The organism is Soonwooa purpurea, assembly GCF_053891095.1.
Window position 1 is genome coordinate 152,269 of sequence record NZ_JBSSMA010000002.1, and the last position, 24,012, is coordinate 176,280.

23 protein-coding genes and 3 tRNA genes are annotated in these 24,012 nt (G+C 34.0%); 13 read left to right on the forward strand and 13 right to left on the reverse strand.

Annotated features, from left to right (window positions below):
• Window positions 1-2 precede the first annotated feature (2 nt).
• From feoB to ACVFVN_RS02535, 5 genes are all read left to right on the forward strand, one after another.
• The gene (gene feoB / locus ACVFVN_RS02515) at window positions 3-2,042 is read left to right on the forward strand and encodes a ferrous iron transport protein B (RefSeq protein ID WP_456234042.1); all 2,040 of its coding nucleotides are present in this window, start codon (window positions 3-5) and stop codon (window positions 2,040-2,042) included.
• A 16-nt stretch (window positions 2,043-2,058) separates the two neighbouring features.
• Window positions 2,059-2,199, forward strand: coding sequence for a FeoB-associated Cys-rich membrane protein (locus tag ACVFVN_RS02520; protein WP_165135601.1), 141 nt, complete (start codon window positions 2,059-2,061; stop codon window positions 2,197-2,199).
• Between the two features lie 97 nt (window positions 2,200-2,296).
• Window positions 2,297-4,006 (forward strand): hypothetical protein, encoded by a 1,710-nt coding sequence (locus ACVFVN_RS02525; protein WP_456234043.1) that lies wholly within the window; start codon window positions 2,297-2,299, stop codon window positions 4,004-4,006.
• Between the two features lie 133 nt (window positions 4,007-4,139).
• On the forward strand, window positions 4,140-5,522 hold the full coding sequence (glmM, locus tag ACVFVN_RS02530) for a phosphoglucosamine mutase (RefSeq protein ID WP_456234044.1): 1,383 nt from the start codon (window positions 4,140-4,142) through the stop codon (window positions 5,520-5,522).
• Between the two features lie 97 nt (window positions 5,523-5,619).
• Entirely contained in the window at window positions 5,620-6,990 is a 1,371-nt protein-coding gene (locus ACVFVN_RS02535) for a tetratricopeptide repeat protein (protein WP_456234045.1), read from the forward strand.
• Window positions 6,991-7,006: 16 nt separating this feature from the next.
• Here the strand turns inward: ACVFVN_RS02535 and ACVFVN_RS02540 are convergent, their stop codons facing one another.
• Genes ACVFVN_RS02540 through ACVFVN_RS02550 form a run of 3 tightly spaced genes read right to left on the reverse strand, consistent with a single transcriptional unit; the run spans window position 7,007 to window position 8,966 of the window.
• Complete coding sequence (locus tag ACVFVN_RS02540; RefSeq protein ID WP_456234046.1) at window positions 7,007-7,897, reverse strand: DMT family transporter; 891 nt, start codon at window positions 7,895-7,897, stop codon at window positions 7,007-7,009.
• The gene (gene aat, locus ACVFVN_RS02545) at window positions 7,887-8,540 is read right to left on the reverse strand and encodes a leucyl/phenylalanyl-tRNA--protein transferase (protein ID WP_456234047.1); all 654 of its coding nucleotides are present in this window, start codon (window positions 8,538-8,540) and stop codon (window positions 7,887-7,889) included. Before aat ends, ACVFVN_RS02540 begins: the two co-directional genes overlap by 11 nt.
• A gap of 51 nt (window positions 8,541-8,591) precedes the next feature.
• Window positions 8,592-8,966 (reverse strand): DUF3127 domain-containing protein, encoded by a 375-nt coding sequence (locus ACVFVN_RS02550; protein WP_165135619.1) that lies wholly within the window; start codon window positions 8,964-8,966, stop codon window positions 8,592-8,594.
• Between the two features lie 177 nt (window positions 8,967-9,143).
• Between ACVFVN_RS02550 and ACVFVN_RS02555 the strand changes: the two genes are divergently transcribed.
• The 5 genes from ACVFVN_RS02555 to ACVFVN_RS02575 all read left to right on the forward strand — a co-directional run bounded on the left by ACVFVN_RS02555 (window position 9,144) and on the right by ACVFVN_RS02575 (window position 10,470).
• Window positions 9,144-9,225: transfer RNA gene (locus ACVFVN_RS02555), tRNA-Leu, on the forward strand.
• Window positions 9,226-9,229: 4 nt separating this feature from the next.
• Window positions 9,230-9,305 (forward strand) — tRNA-Gly (locus ACVFVN_RS02560).
• Between the two features lie 6 nt (window positions 9,306-9,311).
• A tRNA-Leu gene (locus ACVFVN_RS02565) sits at window positions 9,312-9,395 on the forward strand.
• Between the two features lie 445 nt (window positions 9,396-9,840).
• The gene (locus tag ACVFVN_RS02570) at window positions 9,841-10,047 is read left to right on the forward strand and encodes a hypothetical protein (RefSeq protein WP_456234048.1); all 207 of its coding nucleotides are present in this window, start codon (window positions 9,841-9,843) and stop codon (window positions 10,045-10,047) included.
• 24 nt (window positions 10,048-10,071) lie between these two features.
• Complete coding sequence (locus ACVFVN_RS02575; RefSeq protein ID WP_165135622.1) at window positions 10,072-10,470, forward strand: lipocalin-like domain-containing protein; 399 nt, start codon at window positions 10,072-10,074, stop codon at window positions 10,468-10,470.
• 207 nt (window positions 10,471-10,677) lie between these two features.
• Here ACVFVN_RS02575 and ACVFVN_RS02580 read toward each other — a convergent pair whose 3' ends face one another.
• Both ACVFVN_RS02580 and ACVFVN_RS02585 read right to left on the reverse strand, forming a co-directional pair.
• On the reverse strand, window positions 10,678-11,292 hold the full coding sequence (locus ACVFVN_RS02580) for a response regulator (RefSeq protein WP_456234049.1): 615 nt from the start codon (window positions 11,290-11,292) through the stop codon (window positions 10,678-10,680).
• On the reverse strand, window positions 11,270-14,194 hold the full coding sequence (locus ACVFVN_RS02585; RefSeq protein WP_456234050.1) for a sensor histidine kinase: 2,925 nt from the start codon (window positions 14,192-14,194) through the stop codon (window positions 11,270-11,272). Before ACVFVN_RS02585 ends, ACVFVN_RS02580 begins: the two co-directional genes overlap by 23 nt.
• Before the next feature lie 242 nt (window positions 14,195-14,436).
• Between ACVFVN_RS02585 and ACVFVN_RS02590 the strand changes: the two genes are divergently transcribed.
• From ACVFVN_RS02590 to ACVFVN_RS02600, 3 genes are read left to right on the forward strand one after another with little or no spacing between them, the layout of a single operon-like run.
• Window positions 14,437-16,893 (forward strand): glycoside hydrolase family 3 N-terminal domain-containing protein, encoded by a 2,457-nt coding sequence (locus tag ACVFVN_RS02590; protein ID WP_456234051.1) that lies wholly within the window; start codon window positions 14,437-14,439, stop codon window positions 16,891-16,893.
• A 26-nt stretch (window positions 16,894-16,919) separates the two neighbouring features.
• Complete coding sequence (locus tag ACVFVN_RS02595) at window positions 16,920-18,338, forward strand: glycoside hydrolase family 1 protein (protein WP_456234052.1); 1,419 nt, start codon at window positions 16,920-16,922, stop codon at window positions 18,336-18,338.
• A gap of 40 nt (window positions 18,339-18,378) precedes the next feature.
• Entirely contained in the window at window positions 18,379-19,092 is a 714-nt protein-coding gene (locus ACVFVN_RS02600; protein WP_456234053.1) for a hypothetical protein, read from the forward strand.
• 138 nt (window positions 19,093-19,230) lie between these two features.
• Here the strand turns inward: ACVFVN_RS02600 and ACVFVN_RS02605 are convergent, their stop codons facing one another.
• From ACVFVN_RS02605 to ACVFVN_RS02640, 8 genes are all read right to left on the reverse strand, one after another.
• Window positions 19,231-19,473: a hypothetical protein gene (locus ACVFVN_RS02605; protein ID WP_456234054.1), complete on the reverse strand. Its 243-nt coding sequence runs from the start codon at window positions 19,471-19,473 to the stop codon at window positions 19,231-19,233.
• Between the two features lie 22 nt (window positions 19,474-19,495).
• The gene (locus tag ACVFVN_RS02610) at window positions 19,496-20,101 is read right to left on the reverse strand and encodes a hypothetical protein (RefSeq protein WP_456234055.1); all 606 of its coding nucleotides are present in this window, start codon (window positions 20,099-20,101) and stop codon (window positions 19,496-19,498) included.
• A gap of 36 nt (window positions 20,102-20,137) precedes the next feature.
• Window positions 20,138-20,515: a relaxase/mobilization nuclease domain-containing protein gene (locus ACVFVN_RS02615; RefSeq protein ID WP_456234056.1), complete on the reverse strand. Its 378-nt coding sequence runs from the start codon at window positions 20,513-20,515 to the stop codon at window positions 20,138-20,140.
• A gap of 123 nt (window positions 20,516-20,638) precedes the next feature.
• Window positions 20,639-20,974, reverse strand: a complete 336-nt coding sequence (locus ACVFVN_RS02620; protein WP_456234057.1) for a plasmid mobilization protein — start codon at window positions 20,972-20,974, stop codon at window positions 20,639-20,641.
• Between the two features lie 257 nt (window positions 20,975-21,231).
• Entirely contained in the window at window positions 21,232-21,672 is a 441-nt protein-coding gene (locus ACVFVN_RS02625) for a toprim domain-containing protein (RefSeq protein ID WP_456234058.1), read from the reverse strand.
• Between the two features lie 14 nt (window positions 21,673-21,686).
• Window positions 21,687-22,916, reverse strand: coding sequence for a primase-helicase family protein (locus ACVFVN_RS02630; protein WP_456234059.1), 1,230 nt, complete (start codon window positions 22,914-22,916; stop codon window positions 21,687-21,689).
• A 70-nt stretch (window positions 22,917-22,986) separates the two neighbouring features.
• Window positions 22,987-23,265, reverse strand: coding sequence for a helix-turn-helix domain-containing protein (locus ACVFVN_RS02635; RefSeq protein WP_456234060.1), 279 nt, complete (start codon window positions 23,263-23,265; stop codon window positions 22,987-22,989).
• Between the two features lie 173 nt (window positions 23,266-23,438).
• The gene (locus ACVFVN_RS02640) at window positions 23,439-24,011 is read right to left on the reverse strand and encodes a hypothetical protein (RefSeq protein WP_456234061.1); all 573 of its coding nucleotides are present in this window, start codon (window positions 24,009-24,011) and stop codon (window positions 23,439-23,441) included.
• Window position 24,012 lies beyond the last annotated feature (1 nt).

Below are 24,012 nucleotides of genomic sequence, written 5' to 3' on the forward strand. Positions count from 1 at the left end.
TTATGGATAATAATGAAAATCTAAAGAAAAAAGTCTTGTTGGTCGGGAATCCTAATGTTGGAAAATCGACCATTTTTAATTGGCTTTGCAATAAAAAACAAAAAACCGGAAACTACGCAGGTGTAACAGTTGCAAGTCATTCTGGTCAATATGAGTACGGTGGCGAAACGGTTGAAGTTATTGACCTTCCAGGATCTTACAGTATTTATCCAAGTTCCGAAGATGAAGCTATTTTTAGCAAATATTTAGTTGAAGAACGCGCGAAGTATGAAGGTGTAATCTATGTCGCAGATGCGCTTAACTTGAGACGAAGCTTACTATTATTTCAGCAAATTCGAGATTTTGGGATTCCTGCAATTATGGTGATTAACCAAATTGATGAAGCTGAAAAACGCGATATCAAAATCAATGTGGATCATTTGGCTGAGATTTTAAAAGTGAAAGTCTTTGCGACCAATGCAAAAAAAAATATTGGTCTTGATGGTATTAAAAAAGCCGTTAAAAATGCTGAGTTCAAATCGACCGAAGAAATAAGTTTTGAAGTTCCATTGGAGCAAAAAGAAATAGTTAACCGAATTGCAGAACAAACGCAAGAACCCAACCAATACCGCGTTTGGACACTTTTGGCTGCCAATAACTATTTGGGTAAGCTGAATAATATCAACGAAATTTTAAAACAAGAAGACGTTAATTGTCATGTGCCAAAACGTTTGCAGGTGCAAGAAACCATTCGACGGTATCAAAATATTGACAACGTTTTATCGAAAACGATTATCGAGAAGCCAGCTTTCAAAGAAATGTTAACCGAAAAACTAGACAAAGTTTTGGTGCATAAATTTTGGGGATATATTTTCTTCTTCTTTATTCTGTTGTTGGTTTTCCAGTGTGTGTTTTTCCTTGCCGAATATCCAATGTCTTGGATTGAAGATGCTTTTGCATGGCTACAAACTTCGGTGGGGGAGACGATTCCGCCAGGGCCAATTAATAGCTTAATTACAACAGGGATTATTCCTGGGATTGGTGGGATATTGGTTTTTGCACCACAAATTGGGATTATGTTGTATTTCCTTTATCTATTGGAAGACTCTGGTTATATGGCACGTGTGGTTTTTTTGATGGATAAGTTTTTAAGACCTTTCGGACTCAATGGAAAAAGTATTGTACCGCTAGTTTCTGGTGTTGCTTGTGCGATTCCTGCAATTATGTCAACGCGAAACATCGAAAATACCAAAGAAAGATTAATAACAATTCTTGCAACGCCTTTTATGACATGTGCGGCGAGAATTCCAGTATATAGTATTTTGATTACATTGGTAATTCCTGACAAAACTTTGTTTGGTATTAAATATCAAGCCTTGGCACTTATGGGAATGTATGTTTTGGGATTTGTTTTCGCGCTTTTGGCAGCTTTGGTTTCAAAATATTTTATTAAATCTAAAACCAAAAGTTTCTTGGTGATGGATTTGCCAACTTACAAAATGCCACTTTGGGGTTACAATGTCAAATTGATGCTAGAAAAAGTTTGGGGTTTTATTACAGGGGCTGGTAAAGTGATTTTTGCAGTAAGCGTAGTTCTTTGGGTATTAAGTTATTTTGGTCCAAAACAAGAACCCGATCAATTTGTAGCGACGGAGGTTAGTTTGCAGGATTCTTATCTTGGAAAACTAGGCCATTCTATAGAACCCGCAATTCGCCCTTTAGGTTACGATTGGAAAATGGGAATCGGTTTGTTGTCAAGTTTTGCTGCGCGCGAGGTTTTTGTTGGGACAATGTCAACGTTATATAGCCTTGATGAAGAAGCGCCAGAAGGTAAACTTTTAGACAAAATGCATCAAGACACATACCCGAATGGCGATAGGGTTTTCACTTTAGCAACAGGGATTTCGTTGTTGATGTTTTATGCACTTGCCATGCAATGTTTCACGACAATCGCTGTAGTATATCGCGAAACAGGGAGTTGGAAGTTAACGGCAACACAAGCGACTGTTATGTGTGTGTTGGCATACTTTGTGTCACTAATAACTTATCAGATTTTAAAATAATTCTAAAACTAATTTTATGGATTCTATTGTATTTCAATATGTATTGATTGGGGTTTTGTTGTTTGCGATAGGTTATGCACTTTTCAGAAACTTAAGAAATGCTTTCCGTAGGTCAAAAAAAGGTGGCGGTTGCGATACCAACTGTGGATGCTCTTGATGTATATATGCTTTTTAATTATCAAAAAATACCTAGGACTAGGTATTTTTTTTTGTATTTATTAAAATATTTTTGTTTTTAATAAAAATTATAAGACATGAAAAAGAGTAAATTAAACAGTGTTATCTTCATTTTCATAATGATGATTGTCTCGGTTATTAGTTGTCAAACTGAAGTAAATAATAATGAAGAAGAAGTTGCAATTGATGATACTGTTTTTGAGGTATTCAAAACGCAAATTGTAGCTAAGGAAATGAATGGTGCAAAAAATGGACAAACATATATTGCAAACTTTCAAGGGGAAACATTAGAGTGTAGGTCATTTGAGGATAACAAGATTGCTTTTGTAATTCCATCAGATGCTGTATTGGGCAATAGTTCTTTGGAGGTAGCGGAGCTAAATAAAAAAATTAATCTTAATATTAAAGACGTTTTGCTTAATGATACTCCAGAAAATGTTGTAAAAACCTTTTGGACTTCAGTGGATAATTATACATCTACTTTGGATAATAGCGATGAGACAAGTCTACTAAAAGACAATCTTAATAATGTGAAAAATGTATTCGAAAAAGCAACAGCAGAAGAGAAAAAAACGATGGCAACCTTTTTCTCAGCAAACAAGGACTTGTACGATGAGATTCTAAAAAACTCGCCGCAAAAAAGCATGATGCTAGGTCAAGATGATAACTTAATTGCTAATGAGAATTTCCTGATGTTCAAGACCTCTATGTATTATCTTGCTACTTGTGGCGTTGTACTGTGGGTGGCAAAGGATCCTTTTATAGTAAGTGCAGCGCTTGTAGGTATTTATATTAATTTTAAAAATGCAAAAAAATATGGAGGCGCATTCATAGATACGCGAATGCTGATCTTAGACTCCTCTATACAGGATAAATCAACTATAGATTTCATCACAGGCGACACCAAAGTATTGAATTATAGCTTCGAAAGAAGAAGTGTTATCAACGGTGATAAAGGCAATGCTTTTGGAAATTTCTCAGATTTCTTTTTAAAATTTGCAGAGTTTGAAGGTTATTTCGAAAAAATTAATTCAGTTGCCACTTGGCTTAACCAAAAGATACCTTTTTGTAATTTTTCCATGGTTACAAATGTTTTGATACCACAGCAGGTTAATTCTAGCAATGTATTGGTAAATGATACAACTTTTGCAAGAGCAAAATTTAGCGTTTCTAATAATGAAGTAGAGATCGAAAAAGTAAACTTTAATAGCAATGGAAAAATTAATGTTCAGTTAAAACTTAAAAACCAAACAGCAACACAACCAGTCGTAACAACTTTGACTGCAAATTATAAGGATGATTATAATGAAAAGTCGAAAAGTTTTAATATTAAAGTTTTACCTAAAAGTTTTATTACAGGCAATTGGAAACTTTTACAAATTGTAGACGAAGATGTTCCTGCGGATGAGTGGGAAGTGGATGAGCCTACAGGATGTCCAGGGCAAAGAGAAGATTATTTCTACAGTGGAATAGCAGTATTTACGGATACTACAATGAAATTTAATATTTCCGAAAAGTATAGATACTATAGATATGATGCGCAATGTAATGTGGTAGAATATAAAGAACCCACAGGTTGGCAAGTGATTACAGCTAATCATAACAATATTATTGAATCTAATAATTTGAAACTAACCGATGGAAAAGGGAATAATAATGATGGCTATAATTGGAATTTCAATAATGGTATTGTTAAAATTCTCGATCCGAACAAAATATCATTAACTTATTCATATCATGATGGGTATGAGTTAGTTGAGATGATGTACGTATTCGCACGACAATAATAAAAAAACTCTCTGCAATTTTTTGTAGAGAGTTTTTGTTTAATAAAAATTGAAATTAAATTGTTTTTGAGGCTTTAGTTTACCAAATCTAAATTGCGTAATTTTGCAAAATATTTTTAAACTTAAATAAAGTATGTCATTAATAAAAAGTATTTCAGGTATCCGCGGAACAATCGGTGGAGCTGTCAATGATAATTTAACACCATTAGATATTGTAAAATTCGCTTCCGCTTTCGGAACTTGGCTTCAAAATACTCAAAATAAAAAAGATTTAAAACTCGTTATAGGTCGCGATGCTCGTATTTCTGGGCAAATGTTGTCATCTTTGGTAACTGCTACTTTGCAAGGTTTGGGGATTAATGTCGTGGACCTTGGTTTGTCAACAACGCCAACAGTTGAGGTAATGGTGCCAGAGCTTAACGCCGATGGTGGAATCATTCTTACGGCTTCTCATAATCCAAAACAATGGAATGCGTTGAAACTTCTTAATAACAAAGGCGAATTTATCAATGCTGAAGAAGGTGCTAAGGTTTTGGCATTAGCAGAAAACGAAGATTTTAATTATGCTGAAGTTGATGACTTGGGAAGTTATGAAGAGAATACAGATGCTTTTGACATTCATATTCAAAAGATTTTGGATTTGCCAATGGTCGATGTTGACGCCATAAAAGCTAAAAAGTTTAAAATCGTTTTAGACGCTGTTAATTCTACGGGAGGTCTTGCAATTCCGATGTTGTTGGAGAAATTAGGTTGCGATGTTGTGAAACTTTATTGCGAACCGAATGGTCATTTTCCACACAATCCAGAACCTTTGAAAGAGCATCTTGGTGACATTTGCGACTTGGTGAAAAATGAAAATGCTGATCTTGGCGTTGTCGTGGATCCGGATGTTGACAGATTGGCTTTGATTGACGAAAAAGGCGAAATGTTTGGTGAAGAATATACGTTAGTAGCTGTTGCAGATTACCTTTTAAAACACAAAAAAGGAAGCGCAATTTCTAATCTTTCTTCGAGTAGAGCGCTTCGCGATGTTGCTAAAAATCATAATTCTGAATATTTTGCAAGTGCAGTAGGAGAGGTAAATGTTGTGACCTTGATGAAAGAAAAAGACGCTGTAATTGGTGGTGAAGGCAATGGCGGAATTATCTATCCAGATTTACACTACGGAAGAGATTCTTTAGTTGGCGTAGCCTTATTTTTAACACATTTGGCTAAAGAAAATAAAACTGTTTCTGAGCTTAGAGCAACTTATCCCGCTTATTTTATGGGAAAAAAGAAAATTGAGCTAACGCCAGAAATTAATGTTGATGCACTTTTAACTAAAATGGAAAAAGAGTATCAAAATGAAGAAGTTTCTACCATAGATGGCGTAAAAATAGATTTTGCTGAAAATTGGGTTCACTTAAGAAAATCAAATACAGAGCCGATTATCAGGATTTATACAGAAGCAAAATCTCAGGAAGAAGCTGACAAGTTAGGCGATGATATCATTGCTAAAATAAAAAGTTTGATTTAGTTTCAATTATTTTGACTAAATTTAAATATCATTAATAAAGGTTTGTCGAAGTTTGCAAAGAAATTTCTCTTTTCGATGGACCACCGAGACATAAATATTGGAAGAATTTTTTGAAAATGAACTTGCAAAAAAGTTCGAAGACATGATTGAAAATAATGAAGAACTCTATTTCGATAGCGAAGAATACGAGGATATCATTATTTATTATTTGGAGTTAGGCGATATTTCGTATGCGGAGTTGGCAACAAAATATGCACTGAAATTACATCCAAGCTCAATCGAATTAAAAACAAAACAACTCGAGGTTTTCCTAGAGCTAGAACGTTATACGAAAGCTAAAGAACTTATCGATGAGCTAAAACCATCATGCATGGACATGACGGACTTTTTGGTATGTTGCGCAAAATATTACTCTAATCTTGGAAATCCAAAACGCTCAATAGAATATTGTGAGAAAGCGCTTGAGTTGGAAGAAGAGCAGAATTTCTTACACAATTTTATTGCGGACGAATATGTTAATCTTGATGATCCTTTCAATGCTTTGAAACATTATTCAAAAGCCTTGCATTTTGATCCACAAGATGATTATTCTCTGGAAAACGCAATGTCTTGTTATAACAAACTGAACCGTTATCAAGAAGCTTTAGGCTTTATCAATCAATATCTCGACCGTTATCCTTTTTCGGAAATCGCTTGGTTTGAATACGGACAACTTCAGTTTAACAAGAAGAATTTTGAAGAGGCAATAAAAGCTTTTGATTATCTTTTGGCAATTAACCCTAACTCTGTCGGCGTGTATGCCAACAAAGCAGCTTGCTATGAGGCTTTGGGCGATTGGATGCGAGCAATTGCTGTTTATGAAGAAATGTTGGAGTTAGAATATACCAAAGCCTTTACTTTCTATAAAATTGGACTTTGCTACAAGGAGAACAAAATGCCCGTACAAGCTTTAACATTTTTCCAAAAATCATTAATAGAAGATCCACAATTTTATCTTTCGATGATGGAGCAGTCTTTTATTTATGAGGAAATGGGAAAACTTAAAGAAGCGCTTCATTTCGCTAAAGAAAGTGTGCTGTTGAACGAAAATAATATCGATTATCAAAAACGTTTAGCCTTTTTATATATTGAGTCTGGCGATTTTGAAGAAAGCTTAGATTGTTTTAAGACTTTAATCGCAGTTGAGCCTTCTAGGTTTTATAATTGGTATGCCTATTCGGAAGTTTTGATGTTAATTGGCGAATACGAAGATGCGTTAACCCTTTTAGAAAAAGCGATTCAGTTGCATAACCGTGCAGAATTGCATTATCAGAAAAGCAACTGTTATTTTCATTTAAATTTAAATGATGAAGGCACAGAAGCACTCAAATTAGCTCTGGAAATGGATCCTGAAATATCTGAAGATATGCAACAGAAATATCCGTTTATAAAAGATGCCGTTAAAAAAGTAAAAACGAGAAAGAAATAAATTTAAAATCACTTCATTACGAAGTGATTTTTTTTGTTGTTTTGGTTCTTAAAAATATTAATCCTGCCAAGATCATTATCCCTCCAAAATACTGAATTGGCGTCAAAGTTTCGCCATCAAGAAATCCCCAGATAACGGCAACAATCGGCATAACCAAAGTAACTGTTGATGCAAATAAAGGTGTTGAAATGTGTAGTAATTTGTAGTTTAACATCATGGCTAATCCCGTTCCGAATATTGAGAGAGTCGCAACATAAGCCAAACCTTCCCATTTGAAAGTTTCTACGGAAAAAGTAGAAAAGAAACCAGAAAATACCAAAGCTAATAAGGATGGAATCAACAATACAAATCCAAAAACGAAAGATGATAAAATTTTCGCAGGAATGTCATGAAGTTTCGCTTTTACAGTTGTAGTGCTAATGGCGTAAAGTAAAGTCGCGAGAAGCAATAACAAAATCGGAATTAATTTTAATTCGCCCAAACCAGAATTTTCGAATGCTAAAATACAAGCGCCTAAAAAACTAATAACAACGCCATACATTTGTGTTTTACTCGTTGGCGTATGCCAAGCCAGACTTCCCACAATAATTACAAAAATCGGCATCATAGAGTTGATGATTCCCGCAATGCTACTGCTGACTTCGGTTTCCGCGATTGGAAAAAGAAACATAGGTATGAAGTTACCACACAAAGCTGCGATAATCAACCATTTTAGCCGGTCTTTTGGGAATTTCTTTACTTCTTTTATCGCGATTGGTAACAAGACCAAAGCAGAGATGAAAACACGTAATCCACCAACTTGATAAGGTGTGAAGTAGATAAGCGATTTTTTAATTAAAATAAATGAAGAACCCCATATAATTGAAAGTACGATTAAAAGAATCCATTTTAATTTGTCATTCGGCATGTGTCGATCGGTATAAGTAGGTTAAATATTCCTTTTTAGAAATCATTTTGGCACCAAGACTTTCGAGATGTTCCGTATGAACTTGACAATCGATAAGGTCAAACTCCTCTTCATGGGTTTTACAAAAATTAATAAATCCCGCTTTGGAAGCATTACTGACTTTAGAAAACATACTTTCACCACAAAACACACGATTTATTTTAATGCCGTAAAATCCACCAACGAGTTCCCCTCCTTGCCAAACTTCATAGCTGTGCGCAATACCTGCTTTGTGAAGGCTAATAAAGGACTGAATAAGATTTTCATTTAGCCACGTTCCGTCCTGGTCTGGGCGATAAGTCGTTTGACAAGCCCGTATAACCTGTTCGAAATTGTGATTGTGTGTAAAATAAAATTCGTTTCTGTTTAAAATTTTAGACATCGATTTGGAAACTTTAATCTCTTTTGGAAACAAAACAAAGCGTGGATCAGGACACCACCATAATATGTCTGAATCTTCGTTGTACCAAGGAAAAATCCCTAATTGATAGGCAAAATACAAACGTTCTGGACGTAGATCTCCGCCAATAGCAATAACGCCATGGTCAGGATTATACAACATCGGATCAGGAAACGAAATATCGTCGGCGTCTAGTCTAATCATTGGGATAAAAAAATCCTACGATAAGGTAGGATTTAATCTTGTGATTATATTTTAGAAAGGAAGATCGTCTTCCTCTTCTTCGAAAACATTCGTCGCTTGGCTGGTGTTAGCAGGCGCACCTTGTGCTGCAACAGGTTCGTTATAGCCTCCAGCATCAACTTTTTCGATTCTCCAACCAGTGATTGAGTTGAAATATCTTACCTCACCTTGTGGCGATGTCCATTCGCGACCTCTTATGTTAATAGAAACTTTTACTTTGTCTCCTTCTTGGTAAGCATTTAGTAAATCAACTTTTTCAGAAAGAAATTCGATGTTGATTGGTTGTGGATATTGTTCTTCCGTTAGCAATACCATTTCTTTTTTTTGAAATCCACTTGCAAAAGTCTGTAAATCAGAAAGCTTTTTAATAGTGCCTTGTAACTCCATTTTAAAAATATTTATGAGGGTAAAGGTAATAAAAACGAAAATAGATTGAAAGTTTTTTATTTCGAAAAATAACTTGAAAAAAAATATAAAAAAGTTTTCAAAAAAATTTGGTGGATAAAAGAAAAAGTCTCTATATTTGCAACCACAAAACAACAAGAAAGAAGTTCTTTAAATAAAGCGGATGTGGTGTAATTGGTAGCCACGCCAGACTTAGGATCTGGTGCCGTGAGGCGTGGGGGTTCGAGTCCCTTCATCCGCACTATGCGAAAATAGCTCAGCTGGTAGAGCACAACCTTGCCAAGGTTGGGGTCGCGGGTTCGAATCCCGTTTTTCGCTCCACACCATGCCCTGGTGGTGGAACTGGTAGACACGCAGGACTTAAAATCCTGTGCCTCTTTTGGCGTACGGGTTCAAGTCCCGTCTGGGGTACTTAAAAGCCTTGTTAATCATTTTATTAACAAGGCTTTTTGTTTTAGTGGGGGAACAAAAGGGGGAATTAATGTTTATAATCCTTATGTGCTTTTCCTCATAAATATTTTCCATAATTTTCATATCGAGAAACTTTTATTATTAAATATATATAATATTATCACAAAAAATATATTGAATATTAGTTATTAAGATACATTCTCCAATAAACAAAACCTCTAAATCAACCAAGTCGGGATTTTGTTTACAACATTTAGCTATAGTTTTTTTTCTCAAAGATTTTAATTGATAAACCTTTAATCAATTAAAATAACAAATCCTTTGAAAATTGGATTCTAAAATTGTAGTATTATTTCTACAACAGTTATAGACAATTTGTACATTTTCTTATTTTAAATATTTCTAGCTTCGTAACTCTAAATCTATCTTTTGAATTTTCAGTAAAATGAAAGAATCTTATTATTACATGAGAGGAAGAACCAAACCAGAGGTAATAGAACAAATGGGACAGGGTCTTAATTTGTTTGATTCTCATTTATGGACTTATAATATCAACGGAAATTGGTTTTATAAAGATTCGATTTTATATATCTATTTTGACGGAGAAATTGTGATACACACTTTTTTCCGAAAATCTTTTAAACTATTTTGACAAATTAAAATAACTAATTATAATATGAAAACCTTATTAGCTTCCGCCATGACAATTTTGGTGATTGTTTCTTGCGATTCATCTTCCATAAAAAAAGCTTCTGAAAAAATACCTTATAAAAATAATTCCCAAGAATTAGTTGGTAAATGGGTTCAACCAATTCCAGGACAGGAAAGTCAACTACAAGGTTTTGAATTAAAAACAGGCAATTCTGCGGAATCTATTAATACCAATACGATCAAATATGAAAAATGGAAATTATCGAAAGACACGCTCTTTTTGTCTGGTCATACAGAAGGCGTTGCAGAACAGTCATCTTTTACAGATACGCTTTTGATTAAAAATATATCGGATTCTGAGTTGGTTATTTCTTACAAAGGTAGTTCAGCAGGAGATGAGCAAACCTACCATAAAGAGAAATAATCTATGTTGAGAAAAATATTTTTTGCTTCTATACTTTCTATCTGTTTTCAAATTACAATGGCACAAGATTCCATTCCAATGATACTTCTGCGATAGAAAAAATAGATTTTATTTCCTTAGGATTAAAACTGACAGCTTATTTCTGAGGAAAATCAAATTAGGAATGACAAAAATCACTTGCAGAAGTGGTTTTTTATTTTAAGAAAATTAATGAAGTTTCTTTTTGAATTGCATCAACCCAAAGAGATTATCAACATCTAGCTTTTCGAAAATTCTTTTTTTATAAGTGCTTATAGTTGTTGCTTTTATTCCCATTATACTAGATATTTCGAGGTTTCCATTTCCTTCTGTGAGAAGATTAAATATTTGTAGTTCTCTCTCAGATAACTTTTCGATAGGATTTCGTTTTTTTATTTGCTGTGCAATGATACCCACGAGTTGCTGTGGAAAATAGTAACCGAAAGTCAGCATCTCATTTACTGCTTTCACAATCTCTTTTTCATTGGCCATTTTATTGAGAAAACCATCGGCTCCTTCGCGGATGTATTGTATTGCAATGTCATTGTCTGTGTAAGAAGTATACATCAAAATCTTAACATTATTTGCAAGTCCTTTCAATTCCGAAATCATTTTTTTGTTGGTAGTGTCAGGAAGATCTATATCCAAAAGTAACAGGTCATATTCACTTGCTCTAACTTTGGCAAGTGCTTCCTGATATGATGAAACTTGATTTATTTCCAAATTTTTGATATTGCTGTGAAGAATTAAGGAGGTTCCTGCCCTCACTACATAATGATCATCAATTATTAATACTTTTTTCATTGGGAGAGTTTTTGAAAGTGATCTGTACTTCAGTTCCTTTAGGGGTGTTTTTTTTAAACAAAATAGTAGCATCCAGCTTTTTTATCAATTGGATAACCAAATTAAGGCCTAATCTTATATTCTTTAAATTTAAGCTTTCATCGACATCTATACTGGATAAGGCGTTATAGTGATTTATCTGATCGTCCCTCATTCCAATTCCCCAATCGCTTATCAAAAGTGTGGTTTGTCCCAGTTCGTTGGGATCCCGCTTAATTTCAATCTTACTATTTTCAGAATTCTTGATAGCATTATCCAAAATATTGTGAATTATAACAGAAAGCATATTTTTTTTTGTTTTGATGGAAAGCAATGGCGCTATATCATTTGAAACTACGATATTCTTCTGTTTGGCTATTTCATAGAACAATAATCTTTTTTTTTCCACTATATCATAAATATTACAAATCTCGTATGAATCGGAATTTTTAAACAACTGTGCATAATCTTTCATGTCTGAAGTGAATTTGTAGAGCTCTTCAGAAGACTTGTGTATGCTGTCAAAATACTGCCTTTGAATGTCCGGATCATTCGATTCTATTATTTTTTGAGATAAATCTGAGATAAACTTTAATGGTGTTGTGATATCGTGTGAAATAGTTTCCATCAATCTTTTCTGATAATCGGATTCTGTTGCCAGTTGTTTTTTGAGTTTTTTATTTTTGCCAGACAAACGTTTCGTCCTGAAATAGATAATCCATAAAATAATTAGGAAAGCCACAATAGCAATGATGAAATGAAACAAATTGGTCTCGTAGAAAAAAGGAACCACTTCCAGATCGACAGTTTTGTAGTCATAGCCGAATCCTGTGTAAACTCTGAAGGTAAATTTATATTTCCCGGGCTTCAGATTGAAGACATCTAATTTTCTTTGTTGTTTCAAATCTTTCCACTCTCCTTGGTCATCCTGTTTTACACTCAGCTGTAGATTTTTTTGATTGCCGTAATATGGGATGTCGAGCAAGATTTCCAGGTGTTCAAAATCGCTTTTTAAGCTTATATTTTTATTAAAGCTCTCAATTTCCCCGTTATTGATCCTTATCCTTTCTACAAGCAATTCCCCTTTTTTTGGATAATATGATTTTATATCAAATGGATTGAATACCAAAAAACCGTTAAAAGATGGAAATACAAAATCGCCATTTTCAAGTTGAAAGGCATTGGGAAGCGAACCTCCATTCAATTCATTATTGAGCAAACCATTTCCTGTGTCGTATCGATAATAGATAGGTTTCTCCTTCTTGTTTTTCAGGAAATTTGATATCTCCTTTTTTGATATTTTGAAAAGGCCGTTATTTGAAGATATCCACCAAAAACCTTGTGGATCCTCCAAAATATAGTGAGCAGTCAAAAGTGCGTTATCACGATCAGGGGTAATCTGGATTAATTTGGAAGATTTGAAAAGAAAAAATCCTTGGTTCTTCGTTGTTATCCAACATGTTCCATCTTTATTTTTAATGATATGCTTAACAGTAATTCTGTCATAGATTTTCGTAATCTTTCTAGCTTTTAAAGAAACTTTGTATAGATCATCCGTAGTTCCGACCAAAAGGTGGTCATTATCAATATAACAAACACTTGTAACTTCCCTTGTGAAACGAAATTGAAAAGCGGGCTCTAGAAATTGAGTGTCGGTATACAAGCATAAAAAATTATTATTACTCATGTCTGTTGTAGCAACAGCATAGTATTGTTCTACTTTTCTTAAAATCTTTATTACACTTTTACCAAAATTTATTTCTTCAGATTTTTGATAATTCTTGTTTTTTAGTAATCGTTCGAGAGTGTTGGTTTTTTCGCGTAGAATATTCTCATTTTCATCATACATCATAAGAAATGTATTGCCTTCTATTTTAGGAAAGTGGTAGTCTTTTCTGAGACCATTTTTATCAAGTTCTTGTCCATTTGGAGTAATAAAAGTAGTGCTACTGAAAGGCAAAGAAGAATATGCAACATAATCCTCAGGTATATTTTTAAAATTGTAGGGAGACAGGATGTTTAGACCTTTTGTCAAACTTCCAATATAAATCTTATTGTAATCTTTATCGTAAAAAATACAATGGTATGGGTTTTTTATATCGTTGTGGGTTATCAATAATTTGAAATTCAGATGATTATTTCTGAGATCTCCTATGTACAATTTGTCGTTATTGATAATAAAAACCTGTCCTGTAGTTTGTTGCCAATGGATTTTTGATTCTGGATCGAGAAGAATTGCTGGACAAGGAATTTCCAAAAGTTCACCTTTTTTTATTGCGAATAACTTTTTCTGTTCCTGATTTCGTATCAATAAAACGTCATTAAATGCAAAAGCATTTCTTAGATTGACATAAGGGATATTCAAAGTTTTGTGTATATCGCCTCTTTCGTAATCTATCCGATTTCCATCGGTAAAGAAATATCTTTCCTTTTCAAAACTGATAAAGTAATCAGTATTATTGTTGTAATATAGACCCTCCGAAGAGGTTTTGTTAAATATTGAAAATCCTTTTCCCTTTCTATTTAATTTATTTCTGGTGATTTTTCTATTTTCAAATTTTTGTAATTCTCTATTTTTAAGAATGAGCTTTTTACCGTGCAAATCACCAAATATGATAATGCTGTCTTTTTCCACACTCCCGTAGAAGTCGCCCAAATGAGAATTGGATAAGCCAGAGTTTTTGTACTTTTCAAGTTTATAGCCATCATATCTTAAAACATTATTCTCTGTGGTAATCCAGATAAAACCATACTTGTCCTTTACAATATCCTTTACACTATTCTGAGGAAGTCCATTCTCCATATTATACCGAAGTGTAGTATAATTTTGTGCATTGGAGGAAAGCGTTAAGATAAATAATAAAAGGATAAAAATATATCTCATAGAAATAAATAACTTCTACAAATTTAACATAATAATTCAAGCTAATTTGTAGTACTAATTCTACAAAGCCAGTATATTATTCATACAATAGTATTTTATTCTTATTTCTAATTTTACTTTTTACAATCTAATAAAAAATAATAAAAAAAGTCAGGTGAAATTATTCTCATTGACTTATCATTCTTTGTTCCTAAAAGATGCTATTAATTAAACTATTATAATATGAAATTATGAAAAAAAGTATGTCTTCACTAATCCAATTTTCGAAAAAAACAAAGTCCAAAGGGCTTTTTCTCGCTCTTTTATCCGCGTCTTCTTTTGCAAATGCTCAAAACACTATCCCCACTATAACAGTTGCTGGAAAATCATTTAAAGATCTAAATAAAAATGGGAAGCTCGATATATGGGAAGATACCCGGCTTCCGGTAGATAAAAGAATAGACGCAATCATCTCTCAGATGACAAACGAAGAAAAAGCAGATCTTTTAATAGGAACAGGAATGCCTGGTGTTGAGGCTCTTGTTGGTTCAGTAGGACCGGCTAAACAGGGGCTGGTTCCAGGAGCCGCTGGAGGCACTTCTGATTTGGAAAGATTTGGTATTCCTGCAACTGTCCTCTCAGACGGCCCCGCAGGTTTACGAATAGAATCTACAAGAAAAAACGACCCGAATACATACTATGCAACAGCTTTTCCCGTGGGAACATCATTAGCATCAACTTGGAACAAAGATCTGTTGGAGCAAGTTGGAAAATCAATGGGTAATGAAGTGAAAGAATATGGTGTAGACGTCCTCTTGTCCCCTGGCATGAACATTCATCGAAATCCCTTGAACGGGAGAAACTTCGAATATTATTCGGAAGATCCTTTGATTGCTGGCAAAACGGCAGCTGCTATTGTGAACGGAATACAATCTCACGGTGTAGGTACATCCATCAAACATTTTGTTGCAAATAACGAGGAAACCAATCGTTCTACCATCAACGCACACGTTTCTGAAAGAGCTTTAAGAGAATTGTATCTGAGAGGTTTTGAAATTGCCGTAAAAGAGTCTAACCCTTGGACGATTATGACATCATACAACAAACTTAATGGCGAATATACATCTACTAGAAAAGATTTGTTGACTCAGATTCTTAGAAATGAGTGGGGATTTAAAGGAATTGTAATGACAGATTGGTTCGGAGGTTTTCCAGGATTTGAATCTATTAAAAGTGGTCACATATCCGATGTTGTGAAACAAATGGAGGCAGGAAACGATCTTTTAATGCCGGGAATTCCAACTCAGAAAAAAGCACTTGTAGATGCATTAAATTCGGGAGCATTATCGCAAGAAGTGGCAAATACTAACGTCAAGAGAATGCTGAGGTACATTTTCGGAACGCCCACTTTTGCCCAATATAGATACAGCAATAAACCCAATCTTGATCAAAATGCAGAGGTTACAAGAAACGCAGCCGCTGAAGGAATGGTCTTGCTGAAAAATGAAAATAATGCATTGCCTTTTTCCGTCACAAACAAAGAAATCTCACTCTTTGGAGTTACTTCATACATATGGAACACAGGTGGAACAGGTAGTGGAAGTGTGAACAATAAACATACCGTTTCTCTCTTGGAAGGTCTTACTTCCGCTGGTTACAAATTGGATGCAGAATTAGTAAATCTCTACCAACCTTTTACAAAAAAGGAATCTACAGATGAGGATAATAGAAGAGCAAGAGAGTTTGCTAGCGGAAAGTTACCTGTTCCTAAAAGACTGGTTGAAATGCCTCTGAACGATAATTTGCTTGCGAAAAAAGCAGAAACTTCGGAAATCGCTTTTGTGACTTTAGGACGAAATTCTGGAGAAGGGCGTGACAGGGTTGTTGATGAAGATTTCAATCTTGCGGTAGATGAGTTAGAAATGTTGGATAAGATTTCCAAAGCTTTTCATGCAAAAGGTAAAAAAGTCATTGTTATCTTAAATGTTGCTGGAGTTATAGAAACGGCCTCTTGGAAAGATAAAGTTGATGCTATATTATTAGCATGGGAACCAGGGCAGGAAGGCGGACATTCGGTGGTAGATGTAGTTTCAGGACAAGTCAATCCTTCGGGAAAACTTACAATGACGTTCCCTATGAAATATTCCGACACTCCTTCGGCAAAGAATTTCCCGGGTGTTCCATCAGAGAATCCATCAGAAGTAACGTATGAGGAGGGTATTTATGTTGGTTATCGTTACTTCAATACTTTCAATGTCAAACCTTCTTATGAGTTTGGTTACGGAAAATCTTATACAGATTTCTCCTATTCAAATATTAAAATCAATTCTAAAGTTTTTAATAAAAATTTAACGATCAGCATCAATATTAAAAATACGGGAAAAGTAATTGGGAAAGAGGTTGTGCAATTATATCTTTCAGCGCCAAACAAATCTATAGATAAACCAAAATCTGAACTAAAAGCTTTTGCTAAAACGAAAAATTTGAAACCTTGCGAATCTCAAACCATCACAATGACTTTATCCCCTAAAGATTTAGCATCATTTGTACCAACAAAATCAGAGTGGATTGCAGAAGCAGGACGTTACAAAATTTCTGTAGGTGCATCATCTTTGGATATCAAGCATACTATAGATTTTTCTGTTCCGAAGGAATTAAGTGTAGAAAAAGTACAACATGCTTTTGCAGCAGACAAACAATTTGAAGATTTGAAACCCTAATTATTAGTAATTAAAATTAAATTATAATGAAAAAAACAATTAACAGGCGAGATTTCATGAAAGCAAGTTCTCTTGCAGGATTAGGATTGATTGTTCCCAATGACCCTTTATCTACACTTTATAATTTAAATCTTGATGGTAAAAATGCTGTTTTTCCCAAAGATTTTTTGTGGGGTGTAGCAGCTTCTGGACCACAAACGGAAAGTCGCGAGGGACGCGGTCGTAGCAATTGGGATGTATTTATGGACAATGTTGGCGGATCTGCCGACGGAACAAACAATATGCGGAACACCGAATTTGAAAAACGTTATCTCGATGAATTCAAGATGTTAAGAGATGCTGGAGTAAAAGCTTTCCGTTTTTCTTTCTCTTGGCCAAGAGTGCAACCAGAAACACCTGGAAGTCCTAATGCAAAAGCTATGTCATATTATGATAAGTTAATAGATGCAATGCTGGAACACGGTCTGGAGCCCGTTCCAACTTTGTTTCATTGGGATATGCCAGTATGGGCAGGTGATTTTCTTAAAAGGGATGTCAGCGACAAAATGCAAGATTATGCTGATATTATGTCACGGTTAGTAGGAAGTAGAGCAAAGACCTGGCTGGCCTTTAACGAGCCGAGCGTTATTGCCGCATTCGGTTATGGGAAAGGAACTTTTGCGCCGGGGTATCATTCAAAAAAAACAATGGGTGCTGCGATTCATCACATTAATGTATCACAGGCAAAAATATTTGAAGCTGTGAGGTCGAATGTACCTGCCGTGAAAATTGCTTCGGCTTTTAATATTATGCCTTTTGAAGCTTTGTCCGGCAAAAAGGAAGATATTGATGCTGCTCATTTTGTTGATGTCCTTTGGAATCAGTCCTTTGCTGACCCAACTTATGGATTAGGTTATCCCGATTTAATAAAGCCATTTGTAGAGCCTTATATAAAGGACGGAGACCTAAATTTTATAGCTTCAAAACCAGATTTTTTTGGCGTTAATTTCTACTCGAGAACCTTTGTCAAAGCAGATAATGATAAACATTCAATACTTGGGACAATTCCTATTGCACCGCCATCAGAATTGGAAAAAACTCAGGAATTTCCTTATGATCCTAACACATATACCAAAATATTATTGGATATAGATAAAAAATATGGTCAGCCAGATATCTTGGCAACAGAGTTTGGTTTTGCAATCGAGGAGGATAAGCCGATAAACGGTATTTTGAATGATCCACAACGTATCAAATATATCCAAGGGTATATCAAAGCTGCTCAAGAAGCAGTTAAGAAAGGAGTAAAACTCAAAGGCATGATGTATTGGTCTTCAACAGATAATTGGGAATGGACATTAGGTCTGAGTCACCATTTCGGCTTGATCTTGGAGCGTATTCCAAAGAAAAGTCTTGAGTATTATGGGAAATGTATCAAGGTAAACGCTGCAGCGGATGTTAGATAAGTTAAAACTAAATATTAAAAACAATTTTAAATAAATTTTCATGAAATCAATATTACTTTCATTACTTTTCTTGGGCACGGCAACATCTCTTTTTTCTCAGCAAAATAATGCAAATGAAAACATAGATCCATCCAAGCCTACCAACTTATACACGCAGGTAAATGTGCAGGCTGAACTCAACTCTTACAAAGGGTTCAGTACATACGGAACGCGACTTAATTTCCAATATGCCCTTAACCCAGATAATTTGATTCTTGCTGAGGTTCCTTTTCTGTATAATTCAGAAACAAAAAAGTTTGGCTTGTCGGATACCAGAGTCAGATATTTTAACGTGCAGAGAATGAACAGCAAAACCTTGTTTGCTTTGGCTCCCTTTGTAGACATCTATATGCCTACAGGAAAGTCTGCTCACGGCTTGGGTGGGGGAACATGGTCTTTGTCAGCTGGTTTAATTGCTGGTTTGGGTTTTTCTAAACATGTTTCTATGTTTCCGGGCGTAAGTTATGTGTATCTTACCGAGAGTGGAAAAAGCGGGATGCAGATTCAGTCTAATGTAAGCTTGAAATTCAGTGATAAAACTTTTGTATTTGTTAATCCAAGTGCAATGTTTATTAACTCGGGTGTAACATGGCAAGGCGAATTAGATGTTAATCAAATTATTATACAAAATAAACTCAAAGGTAATATCGGATGGTTGCCTAATTTTACGAATAAGGTAAACACTTTCAGAATTGGTGTTACTTTCTTTATGTAAGTACTGAGTAAGGCCTTGGATATGCAAATAAAATTTACAAAAATGTAGCTTAACATAGTTGGAAATTTTGTTTGCATATCTAATTTTACTTAATTTAACTAAAATAATATGGTTGATACAATTTGGTTTGCCATTCTTTCACTTTATATCCTTTCCAAAATCTTCCAAATAATCGTTAGCTTCTTTTGAAAGAACTGTCTCTATGTGAGTGGGAATACTGGCAATGAATTCATTTCTTTTGATTTGCTCTAATTTTAAAGAGACTACAGTTTCATTAATGATAGACTGTTCATCTTGCAAACTCATTTGTACATCTTTCAAAAGAGTCGTATGATCTTCGATGGCAAACTGAAGTTTGATATTTTGTTCAATATTTTCCATATTTATTTTTTTAAATTTTTGATTATCGTCTTACTTTTCGCTTCTTTTTCCAGAGTTCATCTTCGTCATGAGAAACATAGGTTGAATTAAGGAGGTCACCTAATAATCCGCCTGCAATTTCTATTAAGCTTTCATTTGTTTCTGATTTCAGAAGATTACTAGCTTTATTATTTATATTATTTTGATTCAATGATTTAACCGCATCACCAAGATCAGAATCTATTGCCGACAGAGAGAATCCGACATTTTTCCGAAAAAAGAATCCGTTTTTCTCTTGATCAATACTATCAACTTTATTTATCCATATATTTTGAACTTTATTTTTTTGACCAACTTTAAATTCTCCGTCATATTGAATCTTTATAGAAACCCCTTTCTGTTTTAGATGTTCTCGAAATTCCTTTAAGTTGTTAGCGTGTTTTTGTGCTTCAGTAACCGTTTTTTTTATTTCAAATAGAGATTTTATTTCAGAAATTTTTATCTGATTGGAGATTTCTGACAATTTGTAACCTGCTTTATAGATCCTTTCAGTTTGAAAATTTTTGTCTTTTTCCATCACAATTCGCATTCCCGAAATCCCGTCTTTGCTATTTGAAGACAATTGAACTTCAAAACCTTTTTCTTTCATTTTGAAAATGAGTTCATCAAAATTATTGCTGGTTTTTTAAGCTTCTGATAAGTTCTTCAGCATCTCAGCTTTTTTCTGAATTCCAATTTCAATATCGGTTAATAATCCTTTCTCTTTGCAAACGTCTCTGACAGCTTCACCGAATCTCTTTCCGATATCGTGTGCTTTCAACGTACATTTCCCCGAAATATTAATCCTGTTCACGATAAAATGAATGTGCTTATGTTTTGTTCTGTTGTGAATATCCAATCGGTACTGATTTTTGTTTGTCAAACCTACTTTTGTAAGAGCTTCTATCGCAATTTGTTTGAATTCTTCATCCTTCAATTTTCTACCGATCTCGTCCGGTTGAGAAATATAACCAGTCAATGCCCATTTCTTCACTTTGGTATTTCTTTCAGCTACGGTTTTCATTTCTTTAAACTGACCTTCAGAAGTATCGCTTAGAGATAATTCGAAGCCACCATTTCTGCTGTCCCCTTGTCGTTCGCATTGTATTCCAAAGCTATTTTTGTGATGGTTCTGGTGGTTGCCGAGTTATTCATTTTTCTGAATTTTAGAATATAAATACTGGTGAATCAATTCGATCAGATTTTCAACTCTTACTAAAATTTCTTTCTTGTTTTCAAAAACATTCCATTCCCGATTTCGCAAAAGCTTGGTGATTTTTTTGAAATACGTTCCATATTCAAGTAAGAACTCATCAGTTTGAAATTCATTAATCTTGAGTTCTTTTTCGAACCGAATATTCCGAATGTAAGTAGACAATTTTAACTGATATTTTTTCTGTTTTTGAATAAGAGCTTCATATTCGGAATTGCTCATTCGTACCGAAATTACCTTGTCAAGTTTTTTATTTTCTTTGGTTTTCAAACCATCTTTGTGGCCTAATTCCTAGAAATATTTTTTTCTTTTTTCCTGAGCAATTTTTTCTTCATTGTCCTTGGTGGCTTGCTGTATGAATTCTTGTAAAAAGTCTTTTTCCATTGTGTAAATTTTATTGCATTTAAAAACATTTCTGACGATAGGAAATCAAAAATCCCAATTTTTCAATCAGCGGCTACGCTTATTGAAAACTTTGGTACTTTTTGCACTAACATACCACCATATTTTACCTGTATTTATTTTACTCACCTTCGCCTTTGTTTGACTTGTCTTTCAGGTAATGGATTTTTGTGAATCATCCAGTCATTTAAGTCTTTAAAATCTGAATATAAAACCCGACAATCTTCTGCGCTTTGATTTTTATTTCTAATAATTTCACCGGCACGATTTCCAGCTTCGTCATTGTCAAAATAAAGCTCAATATTTTCATAATTTCCTAGTGAACTTTTAATGTTGTGAATCATCGAAGCGGAATTCAAAATGAGATAATCGACAGGTTCTTTTTCTAAAAAATTCTTTACATTTTTAAAAGAAAGAAAATCTAAAAAGCCCTCGAAAATCCGAAGCGATTCTGATTCGTTTTTTATGGTTGAAATATCTTTTTTGCCAAAACAAATATCCAAAACCAAGTATTTAAAATTTGATGAGGCTTTTGATGAGATATAACTAATTGATTTTCTTTTCATTATAACTTAATTCATCATTTCATCAAATTTTGAAGAATAAAATCCTTTTCTATCGTAAAATACCGCCCTGTTTTATTCTGTTGGTAAAAGCTTCCACTATAATCAATATCGTATTTGATGTAGGCTAATGAATTGTTTTGAGGTTCAAGTTTCCAGCTTTCTTTCAATAGTTTTCGGACATCGTTGATCGTCCAATATTGTTTACTGATTATTTTGCCAAGCATATTGAAAATATCCTGCGGAACGCAATAGATATTACTGTCTTCTGTATTTTCAAAAAACTCATATAAAAGCTCGATGATCTTGGATTCCAGTTTATTGTTGTTCTTCCAAACTAATTTTTGAAGGGCTTTGGTTCTGATCTCATCGGCGGAAAACCACATTCTTGTTTTCTTCGCCGTTGAAAATGGTCTTTCAATTAAAAACCGAAAAAAGTAAGGGATTTCGGAAATGAGGTTATTCAAAAACTCAGTGTTTTCGCTTTTGATTGATCTTACTTTGATGATCAAGAATCGGATCTCATTTTCATCAATCTGAATGAAGTTATCTTCATTATTGGAACAGAGAATAAATTTTCCAAAGAATTCCACCTCTTCACGGTCTTTCCCTTTAGCTTCCTTCTTGTCCTTATCAGTAGTGGAAAGGTATTTTAAGCGTTCAGTAATCTCTTTTTTGTCAAAGAATACTTCATCTATTGCAACAATCAGCATTGATGTCCAATCCGAATTAAACTGGCTCCTAAAGGAGTCTCCTTTGATGTAAGTCATATTCAGTCCAAAGATGGATTTCAGCCATTTGATAAATGTGGATTTTCCGGTAGATCTTTCTTTGCTAACCAGACAAAGAATCGGGAGTATCTGTGTTGGGTATTGCAGTAGTATCTTTATATAATCAAGTCCCAATTCCAACTGTTCTCCGAAAATATGTTCCATAAATTTTAAGGAAAATAGAATTTTTTCTTGAAGGAAATCGATTGCCAAATTCTCTTCAATAGGTTGGTAAGGGATTTTATTATAGGTATTGTAGAATCCATCAATGATCTGCTGGTATTGCAGATGGGAGGGGATGCAACAGAAACCATCAAATTTCGGCACAGTTGATACATACGTTTTTCCGTGATCACTTACGATTGTTTCAGGATTCCACCGAACAAGTATTGAAATCTTGTCTCCTGATATCAATGGTTTTTCAATGGTTTTGTAGTAAGTTGTTCCAACTCTTAGATAGGGGATTTTTTCACTCATTTTTTATAGTGGTATTATTCCATAGAATTACGGAAGGTTAAAGTAGAAGTAATTGGATTTTTATTGATGTTTACTTTCTTCGATTTCTTCCGTAGTCCAAGAGTTCCTTTTTGGAATAATAATACCTTCCACTGAAATTGTAGAATGGTAAATCCTTATTTTTTCTCCAATCAATGATGGTAGGAATGGAAATGTGGAGGAATATTGTAGCTTCAATTTGAGAAATTAAGTCTTCAGGCTGTTCCTCCGTTTTCTTGACAGGTAATGTGAAATCGGTTGCTTTTTTTAGAATAATTTCAACCGCTTTTTCCAAATCTGCTTTGGAATGTGAATAGAGTTGTACTGACATTTTAAAGAATTTTAGTTAAACGTTGTTTGCTTTATTGTCAGTACAAAGGTTTGGGAATATTTGTTTAAATATTTTGTAATCTTTATTTTAAATGTAAATGGCTGATAACGTTGTTTTTATGTTTGGTTTTTTGAAAATAGAATCTCTATTTTACAATCTATTTTTAATTGTTTTTAATGGATACCTATATCAGGAAACTCCTCAAAAATGATTTCCGCAAGTTTCTTTTTTTCTAATGCAAATTTAGAGACAGCATAGGAAACAGCTTTGTAAAAATCTTCTCTGTTTTCAATGAAGAATTGACGGTCGTTGTAATCTTTAGTTGGTGCAGAACTTTGTTTATTAGAATTGTTCTTGAATCTTTTTGCCACAAATTTTAATAAATCTGACTTATTTTTTGACAAGAATTCCAAAGTAGATTTTCTGGCGAAAAAATCAATTACGATATCACCAACGTTTTTTACAAGATAATTTTCTGGTAATTTATAAACTAAATATTTGCTTTCTATTGTTATCTTATTCAGCTTTTCTTTAAGTGAATAAAGTATTTCAGCTTGTTCCGAAAGAGCGTAGTTTAAATTATTATTTTCAAATGCTAACTTCAGATTCTCTAAAGATTGATTTATTACCACTAAGCTGTTTTCAATGCTGAAATTTTCGTTATCTAAATTTATATGTTTATCAATTTCCCAATCAATAAGGGGAATGTCATAATGCAAACCTTGATTGTCATCAAATCTTATCATT

Coding starts and splice junctions, on each gene's coding strand:
- feoB (WP_456234042.1), top strand. CDS start 3: ATGGATAATAATGAAAATCTAAAGAAAAAAGTCTTGTTGGTCGGGAAT.
- ACVFVN_RS02520 (WP_165135601.1), top strand. CDS start 2,059: ATGGATTCTATTGTATTTCAATATGTATTGATTGGGGTTTTGTTGTTT.
- ACVFVN_RS02525 (WP_456234043.1), top strand. CDS start 2,297: ATGAAAAAGAGTAAATTAAACAGTGTTATCTTCATTTTCATAATGATG.
- glmM (WP_456234044.1), top strand. CDS start 4,140: ATGTCATTAATAAAAAGTATTTCAGGTATCCGCGGAACAATCGGTGGA.
- ACVFVN_RS02540 (WP_456234046.1), bottom strand. CDS start 7,897: ATGCCGAATGACAAATTAAAATGGATTCTTTTAATCGTACTTTCAATT.
- aat (WP_456234047.1), bottom strand. CDS start 8,540: ATGATTAGACTAGACGCCGACGATATTTCGTTTCCTGATCCGATGTTG.
- ACVFVN_RS02550 (WP_165135619.1), bottom strand. CDS start 8,966: ATGGAGTTACAAGGCACTATTAAAAAGCTTTCTGATTTACAGACTTTT.
- ACVFVN_RS02570 (WP_456234048.1), top strand. CDS start 9,841: ATGAAAGAATCTTATTATTACATGAGAGGAAGAACCAAACCAGAGGTA.
- ACVFVN_RS02575 (WP_165135622.1), top strand. CDS start 10,072: ATGAAAACCTTATTAGCTTCCGCCATGACAATTTTGGTGATTGTTTCT.
- ACVFVN_RS02580 (WP_456234049.1), bottom strand. CDS start 11,292: ATGAAAAAAGTATTAATAATTGATGATCATTATGTAGTGAGGGCAGGA.
- ACVFVN_RS02585 (WP_456234050.1), bottom strand. CDS start 14,194: ATGAGATATATTTTTATCCTTTTATTATTTATCTTAACGCTTTCCTCC.
- ACVFVN_RS02590 (WP_456234051.1), top strand. CDS start 14,437: ATGTCTTCACTAATCCAATTTTCGAAAAAAACAAAGTCCAAAGGGCTT.
- ACVFVN_RS02595 (WP_456234052.1), top strand. CDS start 16,920: ATGAAAAAAACAATTAACAGGCGAGATTTCATGAAAGCAAGTTCTCTT.
- ACVFVN_RS02600 (WP_456234053.1), top strand. CDS start 18,379: ATGAAATCAATATTACTTTCATTACTTTTCTTGGGCACGGCAACATCT.
- ACVFVN_RS02605 (WP_456234054.1), bottom strand. CDS start 19,473: ATGGAAAATATTGAACAAAATATCAAACTTCAGTTTGCCATCGAAGAT.
- ACVFVN_RS02610 (WP_456234055.1), bottom strand. CDS start 20,101: ATGAAAGAAAAAGGTTTTGAAGTTCAATTGTCTTCAAATAGCAAAGAC.
- ACVFVN_RS02615 (WP_456234056.1), bottom strand. CDS start 20,515: ATGAAAACCGTAGCTGAAAGAAATACCAAAGTGAAGAAATGGGCATTG.
- ACVFVN_RS02625 (WP_456234058.1), bottom strand. CDS start 21,672: ATGAAAAGAAAATCAATTAGTTATATCTCATCAAAAGCCTCATCAAAT.
- ACVFVN_RS02630 (WP_456234059.1), bottom strand. CDS start 22,916: ATGAGTGAAAAAATCCCCTATCTAAGAGTTGGAACAACTTACTACAAA.
- ACVFVN_RS02635 (WP_456234060.1), bottom strand. CDS start 23,265: ATGTCAGTACAACTCTATTCACATTCCAAAGCAGATTTGGAAAAAGCG.
- ACVFVN_RS02640 (WP_456234061.1), bottom strand. CDS start 24,011: ATGATAAGATTTGATGACAATCAAGGTTTGCATTATGACATTCCCCTT.